The following is a 16,828-nucleotide window of genomic DNA, read 5'->3' on the forward strand; positions in this document are numbered from 1 at the left end:
CAGGAACCGGCTGTGACGCCCGGGCGTGCCGCGTGGAACCGCTAGTTCGCGTTGGCCTCGAGCCACGCCAGCGGGTCCACCGGGACACCGTCGACGTGCACCTCGAGGTGCAGGTGCGGACCGGTCGAGTTGCCGGTGCTGCCGACCAGACCGAGCTCGTCGCCGACCTCGACCTGCTGGCCCTTGACGACCTTGAAGGAGTTGTCCTCCATGTGGCCGTAGACGCTGACGAACTGCTTGCCGTCGACGTCGTGCTCGACCCAGACGTCGTTGCCGAAGCCGCCGTCGTTCGCCTGCACCTTGAGGACGGTGCCGGCGGCGATGACCCGGATCGGCGTGCCCTCACCCGGAGCGAAGTCGACGCCCATGTGGTTCGTCGAGCAGAAGGAGCATCCCTCGACCTGGCGTCCGCCGAACCCGGAGGTGATCGGCACACCGGTCAGGAACGGCCACTGGATCGTGCCGTTCGGGTCGTTCGTGAAGCTCGAGGAGTCGACGTTCTTGTACTGCGTCGCCGAGGACACCGAGTACTGGTCGCGGTTCGTCTCGGCGTCGGTCGCGCCGGCACCGACGCTGAGGGACTGCGTGTCACCCGAGGCCGTCGCCCGCGCCGACGTCGAGCCGGGCTCGGGGGTGTACAGCGCCTGTGCGGGCAGCGAGGTCGACACGACGAGCCCCGCGACGAACAGCAGCGCGCCGACGGCCGTCACCCGCGAGGCCGCCCGACGGAACGACGCACCCTGCGACCCCCGCGCGGCACGCGGCGCGACCCCGGCGACCGGAGTCGCTGCAGCGGGAGCGGTGCGAGCGATGTGGCGCGTGGCCCGGTCGGCCGGCACCGGGGCGGTGACGGCACGCCCGGTCCGACGGGACGCCGGCACCTGTCCGAGGACACGGCGCGCGGCCGGCGCGGACGGTGTGGGTGCCGCGACCGCAGGGGCAGCAGCCACGACCGGCGACGAGGGCGCCGGCGGCGTCACGGGCGATGCGGTCGCCGCGGGCATCGCGGGCGAGGCCGGCGCGAGGTCGATGGGCGACACGGGTGCGGCCGGGGTCGCGGGTGTCCCCGGGCTCACCAGGTCGTCGAAGGTCGCGTCACCGAGGGCGGCCCGGGAGGCGCGGCTCGTCTCCGCCACGACCGTCGCGTGCTCGACGTGCTCCGGTGCTCCCCCGGAGGACGCCGTCGCCGCCGCGCGTTCCGCCTCGATGCGGGCCCGTCGGGTCAGGTGGACGACCGGTGCGGGAGCGTCCGCGGAGCCGTCGGTGTGCACGGGCGTGAGGGGAGCGTGGGGCATGTGTTCGGCGTGGATCCTGATCGGGGCGAGACGCGCTCGTTGGTAACGAGCAGATAACGGGACCCGAGCACGCTAGCAGGAGCGTCCGGGAGACGCCAGTCCTCGGGATGTCCTCACCCGGCGAGCACAGACTCCTCGAGGCGCCGCAGCAGGTCCGCGAGCTCGTCCGCGACCGCGGGTGCGGTGAAGAGGAACGACCGCGTGCCGCCGGCCTCCCAGATCCGGGTCTCGGCGCCGGCCTCACGGGCGACGATCGACCCGGCAGCCATGTCCCACGGGTTGATCCCGCGCTCGTAGTAGGCGTCCACGGTGCCGAGCCCCACCGCGCAGCAGTCCAGCGAGGCCGCTCCCCCACGGCGGATGTCGCGGACCTCGCCGATGAGTCCGGCGAGCACCGCGACCTGCTGCCGGCGGCGCTCGGCGGTGTACCCGAAGCCGGTGGCGACGAGCGTCTCGGCGAGCGAGGCCGGCGTCCCGACGTGCAGCGGCACCCCGTCGCGCGTGGCACCCTCGCCGGCGGCAGCGCGGAACACGACGCCGGTCGCGGGCTGGACGACCACGCCGGCGATCGGCTCCCACGAGGTCGGGTCGGCCGGCCCGCGCACCACGCCGATGCTCACGCCGTACTCGGCGCTGCCGTAGAGGTAGTTGACCGTGCCGTCGATCGGGTCGACCACCCACGTGATGCCCGAGGTCCCCGCGCCGGTGCCGGACTCCTCACCGAAGAACGCGTCGTCCGGCCGGGCCTCGGCGATCCGGGCCCGGACGAGTGCCTCGACCTCGCGGTCGGCAGCCGTGACCACGTCGACGATGCTCGACTTCCGGTCGGCGACCTCGACCCCCTCGACCCGTCGGCGTGCGGCGAGCGCTGCTGCCTCTCGGGCGATGGACTCGGCGAGGTCGGCGAACTGGACGGCGGTGAGGTCGGAGGGCATGCGTCCATCCTCGCGGAAACGGAACGGCCCCGTCCGATGAGGACGGGGCCGTTCCGTTGGTGGCAAGTGAGGGATTCGAACCCCCGAAGGCTACGCCGGCTGATTTACAGTCAGATCCCTTTGGCCGCTTGGGTAACTTGCCATGTGCGCACCCGGCTCGTGTAGTCACCAACCGAAGGCGCGCATGAAAGCATAGCCGATCCCAGACGGTGCTCGTGACCACCGTGGGCCGATCCACGGGTGCCGAACCGCGCTTCCCGTCCGCCGTTAGGCTGTCCCGCATGGCAGACAGTTCCTTCGACGTGGTCAGCAAGGTCGACAAGATGGAGGCGGAGAACGCCCTCAACCAGGCCGCCAAGGAGATCGAGCAGCGGTACGACTTCAAGGGCGCCGACGCATCGATCGCGTTCAGCGGTGAGGACGTCCTCATCAAGGCGAACTCGGAAGAGCGCGCGAAGGCCGTCCTCGACGTCCTGCAGAGCAAGGCGATCAAGCGGAACATCAGCCTCAAGAGCCTCGACGCGGGCGACCCGTACCCGTCGGGCAAGGAGTACCGCATCGAGGTGAAGTTCAAGAACGGCATCGAGCAGGACGCGGCGAAGAAGATCGGCGCGTTCCTCCGGGCCAACGCCCCGAAGACCGTGAAGAACCAGATCCAGGGCGACGAACTGCGCGTCTCCTCGAAGAGCCGCGACGACCTGCAGAACACGATCCAGCTCCTCAAGGGTGAAGAGTTCGACGTGCCGCTGCAGTTCATCAACTTCCGCTGACGCGCCGCCCGCCGCTGTGGAGCACTGGCTCACCGTCGCGATCACGGTCTTCCTGGTCCTGCTGGACCTGGCGATCCGCGTCTTCTCGATCATCTACGTCCCGATCAATCGGAAGCCGCAGACCGCGACGGCCTGGCTGCTGGCGATCTTCCTCATCCCCTACATCGGGTTCATCGTCTTCCTCGTCATCGGGTCGACGAAGCTCCCGCACGCCCGGCGTGAGAAGCAGACCGAGATCAACGCGTACATCCTCGAGCAGACCGAGGGGATCGAGCGCGTCCGTCGCGACCACCCGTGGCCGGCGTGGCTGGACAGCATCACCCGCCTGAACCGCGAACTCGGCGCCATGCCCCTGGTGGGCGGCAACTCCGCGGAGCTCTACCCCGACTACGACGAGTCGATCGCCGAGATGACCCGCGCGATCGACGGCTCGCGGCGGTTCGTGCACGTCGAGTTCTACATCGCGACCCTCGACGACACCACGCGCCCGTTCTTCGAGGCGCTCGCCCGCGCCCAGGCCCGCGGCGTCACCGTCCGGGTCCTGCTCGACCACTGGGCGAGCCGCGGCTACCCGGGCTACAAGGACACCCTCGCGTTCATGGACCGCGCGGGCATCGAGTGGCACCTCATGCTCCCGCTGCTGCCGCTGCAGGGGAAGTTCCAGCGCCCGGACCTCCGCAACCACCGGAAGATCGTGGTCATCGACGGGTCGATCGCGTTCACCGGGTCGCAGAACCTCATCGACAAGTCCTACGACCTGAAGTCCCACATCGACAAGGGCATGCAGTACAAGGACCTCTTCGCACGGTTCGAGGGCCCCGTCGTCGCCGGCCTCAACGCCCTGTTCGTGACCGACTGGTACAGCGAGACCGACGAGCTGCTCCTCCGCGAGAGCGACCCCGTCCAGCGGGCCGACCGCGGTGACGCACTGGACTGCCAGGTCGTCCCGTCCGGCCCCGGGTTCGACGGCGAGAACAACCTGCGCCTCTTCAACGCCCTGCTCTACTCGGCCCAGCAGAAGGTGTCGATCACCTCGCCGTACTTCGTCCCCGACGACTCCATGCTCTACGCCATCACGACCACGGCGCAGCGCGGGGTCGAGGTCGAGCTGTTCGTCGGCGAGATGGGCGACCACGCGATGACGTGGCACGCGCAGCGCTCCTACTACGAGGGGCTGCTCCGGGCCGGCGTGAAGATCTGGCTGTACCGGGCGCCGACGATCCTGCACGCGAAGCACTTCACGATCGACGACGACGTGGCGGTGATCGGGTCGAGCAACATGGACATGCGGTCGTTCAGCCTCAACCTCGAGGTCTCCGTGATGGTCCGCGGCAGCCGCTTCGTCGATGCGCTGCGCGAGGTCCAGGACGCCTACAAGGAGCACAGCTTCGAGTTGACGCTCGACGCGTGGGTGGAGCGGCCGCGTCGATCGCAGGTGCTCGACAACGTCGCGCGGCTCACGGCGGCGCTGCAGTAGCGGCCGGCCCAGGAGGCGCGGGTCGCGACCGGCGGGCAGGTGCGGGCGGCGGGTGGTCGCGCGGGCGCGGGTGCGCGACGGCGGTGCCGCGCGCGCGAGTGCGCGGGCACGGGTGCGCGTGCGCGGGTGCGCGGCGGCGGCGGTCAGCGCGGGTCCGGCACCAGGCGGGTGAGCCGGGCCGTCACGCGCTCGAGCGGTCCCCGCCCGAGGAACCGCCTCCAGAGCATCGCGAACACGATCGACCCCAGCGCGAACCAGCCCCACGCCGCCGCCGAGTCCGGGTACGTCGGCAGCGCCGCGAGCACGACGAGGTGCCCCGCGTAGACCGTGAGCGGCATCGACCCCACGGCGGCCAACGGGTACCCGATGCGTCGGACGACCTCGCCCCGCCCGTCGAACACCAGCGTGCAGAGCGCGATGACGGCGACGGCCACCCCCGCGGTCCCCACGACGTCGACGATCGACGAGGAGTGGTCCCGCGGCGACAGGAACAGCTGCGCCGTGGCCTCGGCGGCGGTGCTCCCCTCGCCCGCGTACGGCACACCGGGGAACGCGAACCCGGCGTCGGCGGGCACCGGCGCGACGGCGTTGCCGACGAGGTAGGCGAGGGCGGCGACCACCGCGCCGGACGCGAGGAGGACCACCTGGGTGCGCCGTGCCTCCAGTCCGACACGGGCGATCGCGAGACCGATTAGCACGTACGCCAGGAAGGTGACCACGGGGTAGACGAGGCCGAGCTGGACCTCCCACATGCCGGCGTCCGCGTAGAGCGGGACGATGCCGAGGGCGACGACGGGCGACAGCACGGCGCACGCCGCAGCGAGGACCAGCAGCCAGCGCGCACGGACCCGGAGCACCGGGATCGCCAGCAGGAACAGCACGCCGTACGTCGGGAGGATGACGTAGACCGGGGTCCGCAGCGCCATGAGCAGCAAGCCGACCGCGACCACGACGAGCGCGCGGATCGCGAGCCGGCCACGGACCCGACCGATCCGCGGCGGGCCGGGCGGCGACGTCCGACCGCTCGTCAGACCGATCGAGACGCCGGCGAGCACCGCGAAGAGCGACGACGACCGGCCGTGGGCGACGGCGGCCCAGGTGCCGGGGTCGGACCAGTCGACCTGGTCGGCGATGCCCCCGACGTGGGTCGCCATCATGCCGAGCAGCGCCAGCGCACGGGCGACGTCGACGCCCTCGAGCCGGACCCCAGAGACGGACACGCCCCGCAGCGCGGTGGGCGGTGCGGGGCGTGCGGTCGTCATGGCGTTCGCGGGCTGCCGGTCAGCTCGTCGCCGAGCCCGTGCGGGCGTCGACGCGGCCGAGGGACACGTCGACCATGTCCTCGCGCGGGACGACCTTGATGCGCTCGCGCCCCTCGGCCTCGCCCAGGGCGAGCTCGTGGGTGTCGAGGTTGTGCCAACCGTCGAGGTCGGTGTACTCGACCCCGCGCTCGGCGAGCAGGGCCGGGATCGCCCCCTCGGACGGGTCGGCCGGGGTCCACCAGCTCGCCTGGTCGTTCACGATGTGCTGGACGGTCTCCATCGCGTCGGACTTGGTGTGGCCGATGAGCCCGACGGGGCCGCGCTTGATCCAGCCGGTCGCGTAGACGCCCGGGATCTGCTGGTTGTCGTCGTCGAGGACCTGGCCCTCGTGGTTCGGGATGACGCCGTGGCGCTCGTCGAACGGGACGCCGGGCAACGGCGAGCCGAAGTACCCGACCGCGCGGTAGGCGGCCTGGATCGGGATCTCGCGGATCTCCCCGGTGCCCTCGACGCCGCCCTGGCCGTTCGGCCGCGTGCGCTCGTACCGGATGGCGGTGAGCTTGCCGTCCTCGCCGACGAACTCGAGGGGCTTCGCGTAGAAGTGCAGGTGCAGTCGGCGGCTCGCCTGGCCGGTCTCACGGGTGCGCCACTGCTCGAGGACGCGGTTCATCACCATGACCTGCTTGTTCGTGGCGATGGCGGTCATCGAGGCCTCGTCGTGGTCGAAGTCCTCGTCGTAGACGATCATGTCGACGTCGCGGAGCTCGCCGAGCTCGCGGAGCTCGAGCGGGGTGAACTTCACCTGCGCCGGGCCGCGGCGGCCGAACACGTGCACGTCGGTGACCGGGGACGCCTTGAGCCCCTCGTACACGTTCGCGGGGATCTCGGTCGGCAGCAGGTCGTCGGCGTGCTTCGCGAGGATGCGCGAGACGTCGAGGGCGACGTTGCCGTTGCCGATCACCGCGACGCTCTCGGCCTCGAGCGGCCAGGTGCGCGGGACGTCGGGGTGGCCGTCGAACCAGCTGACGAACTCGGCGGCGCCGTACGACCCGTCGAGCTCGACACCGGGGACGTCGAGGTCGGCGTCCTTGATCGCACCCGTCGAGAACACGACCGCGTGGTAGTGCTGCCGGAGGTCGTCGAGGGTGATGTCCTCGCCGAAGCGGACGTTGCCGAACAGCCGCACGACACCGCGGTCGAGCACGTCGCGCAGCGCGTTGACGATGCCCTTGATGCGCGGGTGGTCCGGGGCGACGCCGTAGCGGACCAGGCCGTAGGGGGCGGGCAGCTGCTCGAACAGGTCGATCGACACGTCGTGGCCGTGGGCCTCGCGCAGCAGGATGTCGGCGGCGTAGATGCCGGCAGGGCCTGCGCCGACGATGGCGACTCGGAGGGTGGGCACTGATCGTCTCCAGTTCGTTCGGGTGGGGTGCTCCCGAGGGGGTTCGAGGGGCGGGACCGTCGGTCTCCGCGGCGGTCCGGCGCTAGCGGCTGCGTTCGACGACGGACTCGGCGAAGCGGACGAGTGCCCGCTTGACGGTGCCGTCCGGCAGGGGTGCGAGGGCGTCGACGGCGTCCGTCGCCCAGCGGACCGCGACGGCACGGGTCGCGGCGGTCGCCTCGTGCTCGCGCAGGGCGGCCACGGCGGACTGGTACGGCGCCGAGTCGACGACGTCGTCCGGTGCGGCGTTCACGTCGCGCTCGATGCGCCCGAGCAGGTCCACCGCGTCGGGGGCACCGGTCGCGGCGAGGCGCTTGAGCTGCAGCAGCGGCAGGGTGTCGACGCCGGCGCGCAGGTCGTTGCCGGCGATCTTGCCGGTCTTGGCCTTCGCGGGGGCGAGGTCGATCACGTCGTCGACGAGCTGGAAGGCCACGCCGACCTTCTCGCCGAACGTGCCGACGGCGTCGAGGTACGTGCGGTCGGCGCCCGAGAACATCACGCCGGCACGGGCGGCCGTCGCGATGAGCGAGCCGGTCTTGTCGCTGAGCACCTGGATGTAGTGCTCGACCGGGTCGTCCTCGGGCTGGGGGCCCGTCGTCTCGTGGAGCTGCCCCATGCAGAGCCGCTGGAAGGTCTCCGCCTGCATCCGGATGCCCTCGGTGCCGAGGTCGGCCGTGATGAGGCTGGCACGCGCGAACAGCAGGTCGCCGGTGAGGATCGCCACGTTGTTGCCGTAGGTCACGTGGGCCGCGGGGACACCGCGTCGGACGGGCGCTTCGTCCATCACGTCGTCGTGGTAGAGCGACGCCAGGTGGGTCGTTTCGATGCTCACGGCGGCCTTCACGACCGCGTCGGTCACCCCGTCACCGAGCTGCGCGATGAGGAGCGTGAGCGTCGGCCGGATCCGCTTGCCCCCGGCCGACAGCAGGTACCGGCTCGTCGTGTCGGCGAGGGTGTCGGTGGAGCGCATGGCTTCCTCGAGCCCCTGCTCGACGAGCTCGAGGCCGTCGTCGACCGCGGCGATGAACCGGCGTTCCGCGGGCGTGGCGAACAGTCGCTCGCCGATGCCCAGCGATGCGCGGAGACTCGGTGCGCGACGTGCGACCGGGACGCTCGGATTCAAGTGCTGCTCCGTGTTCGGGGGTGGAGGGACCGGTCAGGCGTCGGTGGGGTCGACGCTCGGCTGCTCACCGGTGTGCTGGTGCTCGCGACGGGCCTTGGCGCGCCGGGCGACGGACTCGCGGACCTCGCCCGCGACGGGCTTGCGACCGCGGTGCAGTGCGACGATACCCGCCGTGAGGTTGCGGTAGGCGACGACCGAGAACCCGACGCCGCGCAGCCACTGGCTGAGGACCTGCTGGTCGGGCCACGCCTCGATCGACTCGGCGAGGTAGCGGTAGGCCGCCGGGTTGCTGCTGGACAGCCGTGCCACGCCCGGGAGCACGCGCTTGAGGTACGTGCCGTAGCCGAAGCGGAGCAGGGCGAGCGGCGGCGTGGAGAACTCGCAGATGACGACACGACCGCCGGGCTTGAGGACCCGGAGCATCTCGCCGAGCGCCTGCATCGGGTCGTTCACGTTGCGCAGCCCGAACGAGATCGAGACGGCGTCGAAGGTGTCGTCGTCGAAGGGCAGCTGCTCGGCGTCGCCCTCGACGAAGGTGATCTCGGGGTGGCGTTCCCGGCCGACGGCGATCATGCCCGCGGAGAGGTCGAGCGCCGTGACCTCGGCACCCTTCTTCGCGAAGGCCGCTGCGCTCGTGCCTGTCCCCGCGGCGATGTCCAACACCTTCTCGCCGGGCTGGGGGTCGACCGCGCGGACCGTCGCGACACGCCACAGCGGAGCGTTGCCCGCCGAGAGGATGTCGTTCGTGAGGTCGTACTTCGCGGCGACGTCGTCGAACATGGCCGCCACCTCGTCCGGCCGCTTGTTCAGGTCCGCTCTGCTCACCCACAACATCCTAGAGGTCGTGCCCGGACGTTCCCCGCGCGGCGCGTACGATCTGTGGGGTGACCCGAACCACCACGGCGGCCCCACCGCTGACGGTCTCGACCCGGATCCTCGACGACCCGGGCGCCGTCCTCCGCCACACCCTCCGGGACAGCCCGCTCGCGTTCGTCCGGAACGGCGACGGGATCGTCGGCATCGGCGAGGCCGTGCGGTGGACGTTCACCGGCCCGGACCGGATGCGCGAGGCCTCGGCGGCCTGGCGGTCCCTGGTCCGCGACGCCGTGGTCGACGACCCCGTGCAGCTGCGCGGCACCGGGCTCGTGGCGTTCGGCTCGTTCGCGTTCGCCGACGACTCGACCGAGACGAGCGTGCTGATCGTCCCGCGCGTCGTGATCGGCCGCCGCCGCGGGAAGGCCTGGCTCACCGCCGTCGACACCACGCTCGACCCCGAACCCCTCACCTTCACGCGCACGTCGGTCCCGGTGCCACGCGTCGGTCCGCACGTGTCCGTCGCGCTCCGTCCCGGTGCCATCGACGAGGACGCCTACGCCGCGACGGTCGCCGACGCCGTCCGGCGGATCACCGCCGGCGACGCCGAGAAGGTGGTACTCGCGCGGGACCTCGTCGGGACCCTCCCCGACGGCGCCGACCAGCGAGCGATCCTGCTCGACCTCGCCGAGGCGTACCCGCAGTGCGTCACGTTCGCCGTCGACGGGATCGTCGGCGCGACGCCCGAGACCCTCGCCCGGACCGACGGCACCCGGCTCTCGGCGCGCGTGCTCGCGGGCAGTGCGGCGCGCGGGACCGACCCGGTGTCCGACCGCGCCGCCGCGGAGGCCCTCGCCGCGAGCGCGAAGGACGTCGAGGAGCACGGCTTCGCCATCCAGAGCCTGCTGGCCGCGCTCGCCCCGATCGCGTCCGACCTCCGCGCCGACCCGGAGCCGTTCCGGTTGCAGCTGCCGAACCTGTGGCACCTCGCGACCGACGTCCAGGCGACGCTGCCCGTCGGCACGACCTCGCTCGACGTCGCCGACGCCCTGCACCCGACCGCCGCGGTCGCGGGGACCCCGACCGACGTCGCGGTCCGGCTCGTCTCCGAGCTCGAGGGCGTCGACCGCGGGCGCTACGCCGGGCCGGTCGGGTGGCTCGGGGCGAACGGGGACGGCGAGTGGATGCTCGCGTTGCGGAGCGCCCGGATCACCGACGACGGCACCGTGCGGGCGTGGGCCGGCGCGGGCATCGTGGCCGGGTCCGACCCGGCGCGCGAGGTCGCCGAGACGGCCCTGAAGTTCCGGCCGGTCACCGACGCGCTCGCCTAGTCGACTGCCAGGAGGCGCGGTGCCGGCCCGGCGCGCCGGCGGCGGCCCGGTGCCGCTCAGTCGGCCAGCGGCACCTCGATGACGACGCGCTCGGCCGGGTCCGTCAGGACCCGCTCGAGGTCGCCCCAGGTCGCCGCGCGCCGGTACTCCCAGCCGAGCCCGGTCACCACCGGCTCGACGTCGACGTGCTGCGGCGTCGTCATCATGCGGCGCATGTCGGCCTCCGGTGTCGTCGCCGCGACCTCGAGCCCCCGGAAGATCGCTCCCCCGCCGTCGTTCCCGACGATGACCTGCACGCGGTGCGGGTGCTCCTCGGTGCCGGCCACGAGCGCCCCGAGGTCGTGCAGGAACGTGAGGTCGCCGAGCAGGACGCGTGTCGTGCCGACCGAGGCCGTGGAACGCTCGAGCGCGGCGGCGATCCCGAGCGCGGTCGAGATCGTCCCGTCGATGCCCGCGAGCCCGCGGTTCGCGTGCACGCGGATCGCCTTGCCCGCGACGTGCCCGTCGGCCACCCGGATGATCTGCGAGGCGCCGAGCACGAGGCGGTCGTGCGGCCAGGTCGCACCCCAGACGGCGTCCGCGAGCATCGTGCGGTCGACGGCGCGGCGGCGGAGCGCCACCTCGTCGCGGAGGAACTTGTTGCGCTCGGCGCGGTCGCTGGAGCGCTTCGCATCGAGGTCGGGGCCGGCGTCGCCACCGCCGAGCAGCGCGCGGCTCGTGGCGACCCACCGGCCGACCCAGGCGCGGTGCTCCGGCCGGGTGCGGCCCGTCACGCGGACGTCCGACACGAAGGTGGTCGCGGCGTCGGGCCGGGAGGCGCGGGCCGGGTCGTAGGGATCGGCTCCCGGTCCGCGGACCACGATCGTCTCGACGTCGGCGCGCTGGAGCAGGGCGGGGACCTCGCGGCTGAGGGTCGGGTGGCCGAGCACGACGGTGCGGCGGACCGCGCCGCCGAAGTCCGGGTCGCGCAGGAGCTCCCGGTAGGTGACGACCAGGTTCCGCCCGAACCGCGCACCACTCGACACCTCGGCGAGCAACGGCGCACCGAGCTCCCAGGCGATCCGCTCGGCGTCCGCCCCCGCGTCGTGTCCCGCGATGACGACCGTCGCGGGCTCGTCGTCCGGCGCGAGGTCGACGACCGGCAGACCGGAGTACACGCGCCGGGTGGCGAACGCGAGGTCGACCTCGTCGTCGGGCACCGGCTGGACCGCACCCGCGCCGAGCCCGGCGGACAGGGGTTCGCGGAACGCGACGTTGAGCTGCACCGGCCCGGGCTGCCCCGTGTGGCCGGCGGCCGCGGCGACGACTTCGCGCACGAGTTCCCGGACGGTGTCGGCGGTGTCGGCGTCGACACCGTGCGCGGTGGGCGCCTCGACGTCGCGGACGACGGCGACGGCCGGCCCGAAGAGCCCGGGCTGCACCGTGGTCTGGTTGCTGCCGATGCCGCGGAGCTCGTCGGGGCGGTCCGCGCTGACGACGATCATCGGCACACCGGAGTGGTGCGCTTCGAGCACGGCGGGGTGCAGGTTGGCGACCGCGGTGCCCGAGGTGGTCACGACCGCGGCGGGCCGACCGGACTCGACGGCGAGCCCGAGCGCGAAGAAGCCGGCGGTGCGCTCGTCGAGCCGGACGTGCACGCTGATGCCGCCCGCGCGCTCGACGGCGACGGCAGCGAGGGCGAGCGCCTGCGACCGGGAGCCGGGGCTCACCACGACGTCGGTCACACCGGCCCGGGCGAGCTCGGTCAGGAGCGCGACGGCGAAGTCGGTCGCCGGGCTGCCGGAACCGGCCGAGCCGTCAGCGATCGGTGCGGCCGTCGTCGTCGCGGTGCTGGTCGCGGCGGTCTCGGTCGGCGCGTCGTTCTCGTTCGCGGAACTGCTGTTCGAGGTCTCGGAGGGTCTCGTCGTCCTGGTCCTTGTCCGTGCGGTGCTGCTCGGGGCCGCTGGGGCCGCCGAGGAAGTCCGGGTCGTCTTCGGGACCACGGTACCCGGAGCCACCGCCGGGACGGGTCGCCGGTGCCCGGCCGAGGACGAACCAGAGGACGCCGCCGAGCACGGGGAGCACGATCACGAGGAGGACCCACACGCCACGGCTGAGGGAACGGACACGCTCGCGGGGCATCGTGGCGCAGTCGATCGCCGCGTAGACCGTGAACGCCACGGCGGCCACGACGACGATCAGCCACAGTCGGATCATGGCCGGGAGTCTAGGTCGGCAGCCTGTGGGGTCCCTGCCGGTTGCGCATCCGTAGACTTGCGCAGGTGAAAGCGTGGCTCGTGTACACCCTGGCCCGCCTCGGCATCTTCGCCGCGGCGCTGGCACTGCTCCTGCTCCTGACTCCGATGCCCGGCTACTGGGCGACGATCGTCGCCGCGCTGGTGGCGCTGCTCATCTCGTACATCGCCCTGCCGAAGCTGCGCGGTCGCGTCACCGAGAGCCTGGCGAACCGTCGACCGGCGCCGGAGCACGACGTCGACACCGACTTCGAGGACGACTTCGTCGACGCGGCCGACAGCGACTCCCCGGTCGAGCAGCCGGTCTCCGACGCCGACCGCCACGCAGCGCGCCGCGAGCACCGCGACGATTGACCCGCCTGGTTACGGCTGGACGGCGAGCGTGATGCCGAGCACCACGCCGAACACGAGCGACGCGAACGACGACAGCTGGAGCGCCGTGATGAGCTCCCGCGGCTTCCGCGACGAGACGCCGATCGCGAGTGCCGGCAGCGCCAGCAGCAGCGAGAAGTACGTGAACCCGGTGCGGAAGTAGAGCAGCACGAACCAGAGCAGCACCACGTACGGCAGCATCAGGAACAGGCCGTAGAGCACCCGGGCGACCGGGCGTCCGACCACGACCGCGAGGGTGCGCTTGCCCGCGAGCCGGTCCTCGTCGATGTCGCGGATGTTGTTCACCATCAGCACCGCACAGGCGAAGAACCCGGCCGCGATCGCAGCGGCCCACCCGCTCGGGGTCACCCGGTCGATGAGGACGAACTGGGTGCCGAGGACGGCGACGAGTCCGAAGAACACGAACACGAAGACCTCACCGAGGGCGTTGTACCCGTACGGCTTCTTCCCGCCCGTGTAGAACCACGCGGCGACGATCGCGGCAGCGCCGACGAGCAGGAGCCACCACAGCTGGGTGAGCACCACGATGACGACGCCGGCCACCGCTGCGAGGCCGAAGAACGTCAGCGCGACGGTCAGCACGGTGCGGGGCTTCGCGAGTCCGGCTCCGGTGAGACGGGCCGGCCCGACGCGGAACTCGTCCGTACCGCGCACCCCGTCGGAGTAGTCGTTGCTGTAGTTCACGCCGATCTGCAGGAACAGCGCGACGAGCAGCGCCAGGATCGCGATGGGCAGGTGGTGGCCCTTCGCGAGCCAGTCGCCGAAGTCACCGGCCTCACCGCTGTCGACGAACCCGACCGTCGTGCCCATCACGACGGGGACGACGCCGAGCGTCAGGGTGCGCAGGCGCGCCCCACCGATCCAGTCGCCCGCGGTCGCGCGGCGCTTCGTGCGCTGCGGTGCCGCGGCCTTGGCCGGGTTGCCGGAGCGGTTCCTGGACCGGTTCGTGTTCTTCGTGCGTGCCACGAGCGTCCATCGTATCCGCGTCCGCCGTGCGTCCGGGACGCCGGCCCAGGAGGAACGGATCGCGATCGGCGGTCGACCCGCGTCCGTCAGGCGGTCGGGTCCGCGATCGCGCGGATCGCCCGGCGGTCCGGCTTGCCGGTCGCGAGCATCGGGAGCCGCTCGACGACGAGCACGTCGGCCGGCCGTGCCGCGCGCCCGAGGGCGTCGCCGACCGCGGCGCGGACCACGTCGAGGTCGAGCGGCCGCTCGGTCACGACGACCGGGACCTCGCCCCACTCCCCCGACGCCCGGCGCGTGACCACCGCACCCTCCTGCCCGTCGAGCCCGCGGACGATCCGTTCGACGGCGCCGAGCGGGACCTTCTCGCCGCCCGAGATCACGACGTCGTCGAGCCGGCCGAGCACCCGCACGACACCGTCGACGACCTCGGCGGCGTCGCCCGTGCGGTACCAGCGGTGTCCGTCGCGCTCGGTGAAGGTCGCCGCCGTGCGGTCGGGGTCGTCCAGGTAGCCCTCGGCGAGCATCGGCCCGGACAGGAACAGTTCGCCGTCCACGAGCTCGGTGCGGACGGTACCGAACGGGACGCCGTCGTAGACGCACCCGCCGCTCGTCTCGCTCGCGCCGTAGGTCGTCACGATCCGGACGCCGGCGGCGCGGGCCCGGTCACGGAGCGGCGCCGGGGTCGCCTGCCCGCCGACGAGCACGGCGTCGAACCCGGCGAGGGCACGGGTGGCCCGGTCGTCGTCGAGGACCCGGGCGAGCTGCACCGGGACGAGCGAGGTGTAGCGCCGCGGTGCCCCGGGACCGGTGACGAGCCGGTCGGCCGCGTCGGCGAACGCACCCGCGTCGAAGTGCCCGGGAGCGACGACGACGGGCGCCGTCCCCGCGGTGATCGACCGGGTCAGGACGTTGAGCCCCGCGATGTAGTGCGTCGGCAACGCGAGCACCCAGCCGCCGGGGCCCCCGAGTGCCGCGTCCGCCGCAGCGGCACCGGCGAGGAGCGCCTCCGACGAGAGCGCCACACGCTTGCCGGTGCCGGTGGACCCGCTCGTCTCGACGACCAGGGCGACCCGCTGCGGGACGGTGGCCGGAGCGGGTGTCGGCAGCGCCGGGGCGCCGTCCGCGACCGGGAGCAGGGCGGGGCCGCCGGCGAGTGCCGCCTCCAGGCCCCGCAGCACGACCGACGCGTCCGCCGTGCCGGTCGCGACCAGCGGACGGGCCATCAGTAGTGCCAGGGGAAGGACGTCCACTCGGGCGCGCGCTTCTCGAGGAAGGAGTCGCGACCCTCGACCGCCTCGTCGGTGCCGTAGGCGAGCCGCGTGGCCTCGCCCGCGAACACCTGCTGGCCGACCATGCCGTCGTCGACCGCGTTGAAGGCGTACTTGAGCATCCGGATCGCCGTCGGGGACTTGCCGAGCACGATCTCGCCCCAGCGGATCGCCTCACGCTCGAGGTCCTCGTGCGGGACGACGGCGTTCACGGCGCCCATCTCGTACGCACGCTGCGCCGAGTACTCCTGCGCGAGGAAGAAGACCTCACGCGCGAACTTCTGGCCGATCTGCTTGGCGTAGTAGGCGCTGCCGTACCCGCCGTCGAACGACCCCACGTCGGCGTCGGTCTGCTTGAACCTGCCGTGCTCGGCGCTCGCGATGGTGAGGTCGCAGATCGCGTGCAGCGAGTGGCCCCCACCCGCCGCCCACCCCGGGACGACGGCGATGACGACCTTGGGCATCATCCGGATGAGCCGCTGGACCTCGAGGATGTGCAGCCGCCCCATCGACGCCTGCGCCGCTGCCGGGTCGACACCCTCGGGCGGCGCACCCTCGTCACCGACGTACTGGTAGCCGCTCCGGCCGCGGATGCGCTGGTCGCCGCCGGAGCAGAACGCCCACCCGCCGTCCTTCGGGCTCGGGCCGTTCCCGGTGAGGAGCACGACGCCGACACGCGGGTCCTGCCTGGCGTCGTCGAGCGCGCGGTACAGCTCGTCGACGGTGCGCGGACGGAAGGCGTTCCGCACCTCGGGCCGGTCGAACGCGACCCGGACGATCCCGTGGGAGACGTGCTTGTGGTACGTGATGTCGGTGAACTGCTCCGCGATGGGAGCCGCGGTCCAGACGTCGGGGTCGAACAGGTCGGAGACGGGAGCAGCCATGCTCCAACGCTACCGCCGCGTGCTACAGCCCCGCGCCGTCCGTCGCGGCCGAACCACCCATGTCGGTCAGCAGCTCGGGGGCGACGATCACGAGCAGCACGATGAGGATCACCGGGTTCGCGAAGAACGCCACGACGACCCCGACGGCGCCGTACCAGCGGCCGAACGAGCCCACAGCGGCGACGAACCCGAGCACCGCGGCGATGAGCGTGAGGAAGACCACCACGAAGCAGATGCCGAAGGCGAAGTCGGTGTCGCCGCCCATGAACACGGCGAAGGCGCTGGCGTCGACCGCGGCGGAGACGACCGCGAGCCCCAGGGCGATCTTGCCGACCACCGGGTTGCGCTTCTTGCGCCCCTTCTGGGCTTCCTGCCGGACGTCGACGGTGTTCCGCTGCATGAGCCGGGCGAACTCGCCGGTGTCGCGACCGGGGGCCTGCGCACGCGCACTCGGAGACTGCGCACGCGCCGAGGACGGTGCTGCGGATCGCTGCGACGCGCGCTGCTGCGGTTCCGGCGCCACAGGTCCTCCCTCGTCCTCGGTGCTGGTGCTGGAGTGCCGACCGTGGCCGACGTTCGTGCTGGGGTGCCGACCGTGGCCGACCGATGCAGACTAGTGCGCTGCCCTGGCGGTCC

General features: G+C 72.5%; 16 protein-coding genes and 1 tRNA gene. 4 read left to right on the top strand and 13 right to left on the bottom strand.

The window, feature by feature from the left end:
• Positions 1 to 41: 41 nt before the first annotated feature.
• The 3 genes from QE359_RS16860 to QE359_RS16870 form a co-directional block, all read right to left on the bottom strand.
• Positions 42 to 1,295 (bottom strand): M23 family metallopeptidase, encoded by a 1,254-nt coding sequence (locus QE359_RS16860; protein WP_309780030.1) that lies wholly within the window; start codon positions 1,293 to 1,295, stop codon positions 42 to 44.
• Positions 1,296 to 1,408: 113 nt separating this feature from the next.
• Positions 1,409 to 2,230 carry an inositol monophosphatase family protein gene (locus QE359_RS16865; protein ID WP_309780031.1) on the bottom strand — a complete coding sequence of 274 codons (822 nt, stop codon included), beginning with the start codon at positions 2,228 to 2,230 and terminating at the stop codon, positions 1,409 to 1,411.
• A 57-nt stretch (positions 2,231 to 2,287) separates the two neighbouring features.
• A tRNA-Tyr gene (locus QE359_RS16870) sits at positions 2,288 to 2,372 on the bottom strand.
• 139 nt (positions 2,373 to 2,511) lie between these two features.
• Here QE359_RS16870 and QE359_RS16875 point away from each other — a divergent pair.
• On the top strand, positions 2,512 to 3,000 hold the full coding sequence (locus QE359_RS16875; RefSeq protein ID WP_309780032.1) for a YajQ family cyclic di-GMP-binding protein: 489 nt from the start codon (positions 2,512 to 2,514) through the stop codon (positions 2,998 to 3,000).
• A gap of 16 nt (positions 3,001 to 3,016) precedes the next feature.
• Positions 3,017 to 4,477 carry a cardiolipin synthase gene (gene cls, locus QE359_RS16880; protein ID WP_070418368.1) on the top strand — a complete coding sequence of 487 codons (1,461 nt, stop codon included), beginning with the start codon at positions 3,017 to 3,019 and terminating at the stop codon, positions 4,475 to 4,477.
• 143 nt (positions 4,478 to 4,620) lie between these two features.
• On the opposite strand, the gene QE359_RS16885 is transcribed toward cls, so the two are convergent.
• The 4 genes from QE359_RS16885 to QE359_RS16900 form a co-directional block, all read right to left on the bottom strand.
• The gene (locus QE359_RS16885) at positions 4,621 to 5,739 is read right to left on the bottom strand and encodes a heparan-alpha-glucosaminide N-acetyltransferase domain-containing protein (protein WP_309780033.1); all 1,119 of its coding nucleotides are present in this window, start codon (positions 5,737 to 5,739) and stop codon (positions 4,621 to 4,623) included.
• Positions 5,740 to 5,758: 19 nt separating this feature from the next.
• Positions 5,759 to 7,141, bottom strand: a complete 1,383-nt coding sequence (locus QE359_RS16890; RefSeq protein WP_309780034.1) for an FAD-dependent oxidoreductase — start codon at positions 7,139 to 7,141, stop codon at positions 5,759 to 5,761.
• A gap of 82 nt (positions 7,142 to 7,223) precedes the next feature.
• Positions 7,224 to 8,303 carry a polyprenyl synthetase family protein gene (locus QE359_RS16895; protein WP_070418365.1) on the bottom strand — a complete coding sequence of 360 codons (1,080 nt, stop codon included), beginning with the start codon at positions 8,301 to 8,303 and terminating at the stop codon, positions 7,224 to 7,226.
• A 33-nt stretch (positions 8,304 to 8,336) separates the two neighbouring features.
• Entirely contained in the window at positions 8,337 to 9,128 is a 792-nt protein-coding gene (locus tag QE359_RS16900; protein WP_070419487.1) for a demethylmenaquinone methyltransferase, read from the bottom strand.
• Positions 9,129 to 9,187: 59 nt separating this feature from the next.
• Between QE359_RS16900 and QE359_RS16905 the strand changes: the two genes are divergently transcribed.
• Positions 9,188 to 10,447: an isochorismate synthase gene (locus QE359_RS16905; RefSeq protein ID WP_309780035.1), complete on the top strand. Its 1,260-nt coding sequence runs from the start codon at positions 9,188 to 9,190 to the stop codon at positions 10,445 to 10,447.
• 56 nt (positions 10,448 to 10,503) lie between these two features.
• On the opposite strand, the gene menD is transcribed toward QE359_RS16905, so the two are convergent.
• Both menD and QE359_RS16915 read right to left on the bottom strand, forming a co-directional pair.
• Positions 10,504 to 12,252 (bottom strand): 2-succinyl-5-enolpyruvyl-6-hydroxy-3-cyclohexene-1-carboxylic-acid synthase, encoded by a 1,749-nt coding sequence (gene menD, locus QE359_RS16910; RefSeq protein WP_309780457.1) that lies wholly within the window; start codon positions 12,250 to 12,252, stop codon positions 10,504 to 10,506.
• Entirely contained in the window at positions 12,245 to 12,643 is a 399-nt protein-coding gene (locus tag QE359_RS16915; RefSeq protein WP_071296707.1) for a PLDc N-terminal domain-containing protein, read from the bottom strand. Before QE359_RS16915 ends, menD begins: the two co-directional genes overlap by 8 nt.
• 65 nt (positions 12,644 to 12,708) lie before the next feature.
• Here QE359_RS16915 and QE359_RS16920 point away from each other — a divergent pair, with 65 nt between their 5' ends.
• Positions 12,709 to 13,035, top strand: coding sequence for a DUF4229 domain-containing protein (locus QE359_RS16920; RefSeq protein ID WP_071296706.1), 327 nt, complete (start codon positions 12,709 to 12,711; stop codon positions 13,033 to 13,035).
• Between the two features lie 9 nt (positions 13,036 to 13,044).
• Here the strand turns inward: QE359_RS16920 and QE359_RS16925 are convergent, their stop codons facing one another.
• The 4 genes from QE359_RS16925 to QE359_RS16940 all read right to left on the bottom strand — a co-directional run bounded on the left by QE359_RS16925 (position 13,045) and on the right by QE359_RS16940 (position 16,715).
• Positions 13,045 to 14,040: a 1,4-dihydroxy-2-naphthoate polyprenyltransferase gene (locus QE359_RS16925; protein ID WP_309780037.1), complete on the bottom strand. Its 996-nt coding sequence runs from the start codon at positions 14,038 to 14,040 to the stop codon at positions 13,045 to 13,047.
• Positions 14,041 to 14,126: 86 nt separating this feature from the next.
• Positions 14,127 to 15,263, bottom strand: coding sequence for an AMP-binding protein (locus tag QE359_RS16930; protein WP_309780038.1), 1,137 nt, complete (start codon positions 15,261 to 15,263; stop codon positions 14,127 to 14,129).
• A complete protein-coding gene (locus tag QE359_RS16935) occupies positions 15,263 to 16,192 on the bottom strand; it encodes a 1,4-dihydroxy-2-naphthoyl-CoA synthase (protein WP_070418360.1) in 930 nt (309 codons plus the stop codon). The genes QE359_RS16930 and QE359_RS16935 overlap by 1 nt, the downstream gene beginning before the upstream one ends.
• A gap of 22 nt (positions 16,193 to 16,214) precedes the next feature.
• A complete protein-coding gene (locus QE359_RS16940) occupies positions 16,215 to 16,715 on the bottom strand; it encodes a hypothetical protein (protein ID WP_092386337.1) in 501 nt (166 codons plus the stop codon).
• Positions 16,716 to 16,828: the final 113 nt, after the last annotated feature.

This window comes from Curtobacterium sp. SORGH_AS_0776 (assembly GCF_031453355.1).
GTDB lineage: Bacteria > Actinomycetota > Actinomycetes > Actinomycetales > Microbacteriaceae > Curtobacterium.